Source organism: Variovorax sp. YR750, from assembly GCF_900109805.1.
GTDB classification, from domain to species: Bacteria; Pseudomonadota; Gammaproteobacteria; order Burkholderiales; family Burkholderiaceae_C; genus Variovorax; species Variovorax gossypii.
Map to the genome: position 1 here is coordinate 1 of NZ_FOBJ01000045.1, position 4369 is coordinate 4369.

1 protein-coding gene is annotated in these 4369 nt (G+C 67.4%); it reads right to left on the minus strand.

Translation table 11 applies throughout. From position 1 onward, the window contains the following. A partial coding sequence (locus BMY35_RS37435; RefSeq protein ID WP_143080852.1) for a type I polyketide synthase occupies positions 1 to 4369 on the minus strand: 4369 nt, incomplete at both ends.

Below are 4369 nucleotides of genomic sequence, written 5' to 3' on the forward strand. Positions count from 1 at the left end.
GCGCGCGCAAGCTCCAGGTACGCAACCCCGGGCAGCACCCGCTGCCCCTTCACCACGTGGTCCGCAAGGAAGAACTCCTCCCCCGTGAACACCGAACTGAAGCGCTGCACGACCAAGCTCGAGGTGTTGCGGTGCACGAGCGGATGCAACTGCTCGCTGACAGGGTTCTTCGCGAAAACCGCCCCCGGTACCGATGACGCTTGCGCTTGCGGTTTCTGCATCTGCGGCACCCAGTACCGTTCCCTCGCGAACGGATAGGTCGGCAGGCTGATCCGCCGCGGCGGTCGGTCGCCGAAAAGCCGCTCCCAGGGCAACTCGTACCCCTGACAGTACAGATCCGCCAACGCCTGGAGGTTTTCCTGGCGATCAACGTGCGACAGCCCGGGCTGGGCCGTGCGCGCCAGCAGCTCGAAGCCGTAGCGCGCCAGAGCCTTCTGCGCAGCGAAGTTTCTGCCAACCTGGCCCTGGAACAGGCCCGGCAGCTTCTCACGGCCACCGATCCGGCTCATCGCGTGCAACGCGTCATCCCGGTCCTGCACGACCAATGCGCACCGATGAGCGAAGTGGTGGCGCCCGGTCAAGAGCGTACAACTCAGCGCGCACAGATCGACTGACGACCAGGCCTTCGCACCGAGCGCCCCGGCCAGGGCCTGGACACGCGCGGCCAGCGCCTCCTCTGTCTTGGCCGACACAACCAGCAGATGGAAGCGCGGCACTGACGAGGTCGGCGTCGCCGCCTTTTCCTCGTAGCTCTCGACCACCACATGAGCGTTGGTGCCGCTCATCCCGAAAGCGCTGACTGCCCCGAGCCTCGGCCTTCCCTGAGACGGCCAGGGCTTGCGCGCGCCGTTCACGTAGAACGGACTCGCTTCCCACGGAATGTAGTCGCTCAACTGCTCACAGTCGAGGCTCGCCGGGATCTCACAGTGGCGCATCGCCTGAACCAGCGCGACCAAGCTCAGCAACCCCGAGGCTGCAAACGTGTGGCCGAAGTTGGTCTTCGTTGAGGTCAGCGCGCACTGCCCCGGCCGCACACCCTCGCAGCCGGCAAAGGCTTCGTAGAGCGCGTTGACTTCGATGGGATCGCCCAGTCGCGTCCCCGTTCCATGGGCGACGACGTAGTCGATCCGGGCCGGATCGATCCCGAAGCGGCGGTGAACGTCTCGCAACAGCCGTGTCTGCGCCATGCCGCTCGGCGCGGTGATGCCGTTGGTTTTGCCGTCGTAGTTGATCCCGCTGCCACGGATCACGCCCTGGATCGGATCCCCGTCTCTTTCGGCGTGCGACAACCGTTTCAGGACAACCGCCACCACCGCCTCGCCCGGCACCATCCCATTGGCGCGCCGGTCGAAGGCGTACGACTTGCCGTCCGGGGACAACATGCCCGCCCGCCCGAGGGCCACGAACATCTGCGGTGTCAGCACCAGGTTCGCCCCGGCCGCGATCGCCGTCTCGCATTCCCCCATGCGCAGGCTCAGGCAGGCCTCATGCAGCGCCACCAGCCCGGAAGAGCACGCCGTGTTGATCGCCAGCGCGGGGCCTTGCAGGTTCAACACGTACGCCAGCCGCGCGGCCAGGATGCCGTCGTGGTTGCCGGTCACGCTGCCCTGCTCGCCCACAAGGTACTGGTAGTCGCCTTGCTCCACGCCGACGAACATACCGACTGACTGCCGGTCCAGATGCGCGCGTCCGTAGCCCGCATCCTCCAGCGCAGCCCAGGCCTCTTGAAGGAGGAGCCGCTGGCGCGGATCCATCAGTTCGGCTTCCTTGGGCGAGATCTCGAAGAACTGAGGATCGAACTCCGCCACCCCAGGCAACGCGCCCAGCCACCGGCCGTTGGTCTTTCCGGGGTCCTTCATCGGATCGCCAGCGTACGGCCGCCAGTCGAACCGATCCGGCGGGATCTCCTCCACCACGGTCCGGCCTTGCCGCAGGATCTCCCAGAGCTCCTCGACCGTGCGCGCCCCCGGGAAGCGGCCGCTCATGCCGATGATCGCAATCGGCTCATCAGCGAGCAGACTGGTGGGATCTGGTTCGTGTCGGGCCACCTCGCCGGTCGTCGCGGTGCCACGCTCCACCGTCCGATCGCCAACAGCGCCCGGCGTCTCCGTGCCTTCCTGATAGAACTCGGCCAACGGCATCGCATACTTGTCCATCAGGTAGGCCGCAAGCCGTCCCAGGCTGGGGTGGCTGAAGAACACGGCCGGCGTGAGGTCGATGCCGAAGTGGCCATTCAGGCAGCGGGAAAGCTCGGCCAGCCGAATCGAATCGAAGCCGAAATCCGCAAGGTTCTCTTCCAGCCCCAGTTGCGCGCGCGGAACGTCCAGGAGCGTACTGACTTTCTCCCTGAGGTCCCACACCACGCACGTCTCCACATCGAAACCCTTCATCTCCGGCCGTCGGCCGCGTCCCGCAGGGGCCACGGAGCTTCCGGCCTCCGCATCGGGCGCGGAGCATTCCGTCTCGTCCCCCAGACCGAGGAGCCCCCGCACCCGGGCCGGCTGCCCCTTCATTACCAGCGGCGCCGGCGACGGCTGGCCCAGCAGGCGTTCGAACAACGCCACGCCCTCCGCTGACGTCAGGGCTTGCTGGCCGCTCGACTTCAGGTACAGATCGATCCGGGCGCGGTCGCGGCCGCTCATCTGCCCGTCCTGCCACAGCGGCCAGGCGATGGCCAAGGTCCTCCCAACAACCTCGCCGCGCGCTCGGCGCTCGTCGCGGGCCTGGGCATAAGCCATCAGGAAGCGGTTGCCCATGGCGTAGTCGCCAGCCCCAAAATCACCCAGCACCGCCGACGCGGAAGCGAAGTAGCAGACGAACTCCAACGGCTGTTCGCACAGCAGGTCCTCGAGCACCAGCGTCCCCGTCACCTTCGGCGCCAGAATCGCGCGGAACTGCTCGGGATCCTTCTCGAGAAGATCGACCTCGGAATCGAGTCCCGCTGCATGCAGGACGCCGTCGATCGCGCCGAATCGCGCCAGCGCCTGCGCCAGCCCATCCCGCATGGCGTCGCGATCCGTCACGTCGGCCTGCACGTACAGCACCTGTGCGCCCAATCGCTCCAGGGACGCGAGCTGGGCTTGCCGGGAGGCGTCCAGCATCGAGCGGCCGCTCAGTACCAGGCGCGCACCATGCTGGCGGGCCAGGTACTGCGCAAAGACAAACCCCAATCCTCCAAGACCGCCAGTAATCCAGTAGGCTCCGTCCCGCCGCAGCGGCAGCGCCTGCGGGGTGCATGCCAGGTCGCGCGTCTTCGGTACATACCGCGTCTCGCCCCGATACAGCGCGCTCTGGCCTCGGGGCGCCGCCAGTTCCAGAAGCAGGCGGCGCGCCCACGCCGCGAAGTCCACGGTCTCACCCGCAGCCGCTTGCTGGCCGACCACCGACAACGGAATCGACGGCAGCACCAGCTTCATGGAGCGTCCCAGTCCGATCCAGGACGACAGGTGCGCCAGTTCCGCGTCACAGCAGCTCTGCCCGGCAAGCACCAGCCGGGCACAGTCGATCCGCCGGCGACCCAGCGCCTGCAGCAGGTGCAAGATGGGGACGGCGTCCTCCAACAGCGCGGACGCCTCCAACGGCCACAGGTACGCCAGGGCATCCAGCGGACCATGGGTGGCCGCGATCGCTTCGAGGATCTCGCCGCCATCCATCGCCGTGCCCGACCAAGCGTGCCGGACCAAGCCGTCGGCCGGAGCCGTCACATGGCCTTGCGTCACGAACACCAGCGTCGTGCCCGGCGCCTGCTCGGACACCACCTTCGCCACCGCCTGCTGGTGAGCTGGTGCCGATAAGAAGCACACCAACGTCCCAGACTGGCTTTCGCGGCCGGAGGACAGCGCCTGCGCGTCCCAGACCTCTTCGAACGTCAGAATCTCCGCGGCCTCTGCCACCTCGACGGAAGCGGACGGCACGCGCGAAGGGGCCTCGTCCACCGCCCTCCGCGGTTGGTCGGGCCGTGACGTCTCTTCGCGCGTCGCCATCCAATACCGTTCTTTGGCGAACGGATAGGTCGGCAGGCTGATCCGCCTCGGCGTCACTTCGCCGTCGTACAGCCGCGCCCAGTCGAACGCCAGTCCCCGCACCCACAGCTCGACGAGCTTGCGCAGCTTGCCCTTGGACAGCCACGCGTCGATGGTGCGATTCATGTCCTCGTCCACCAGGAGCGCGAGGGTCTCTTTGTCTCGCTTGATCTCGCCCCTGTAGAGCCCGTCGATGTCCTTCGCTTCCGCCAGGTACTGCGCCAGCTTGGCCTTGAGCTCCTCCAGCGTGCCCACCACGCACGCCAGCCTCACCTCCATCGCCTCACGCCCCACCTGCAGCGTGTACGCAATGTCCGCAAGATCCTCGTCCGTGCACCCCTGGCGCT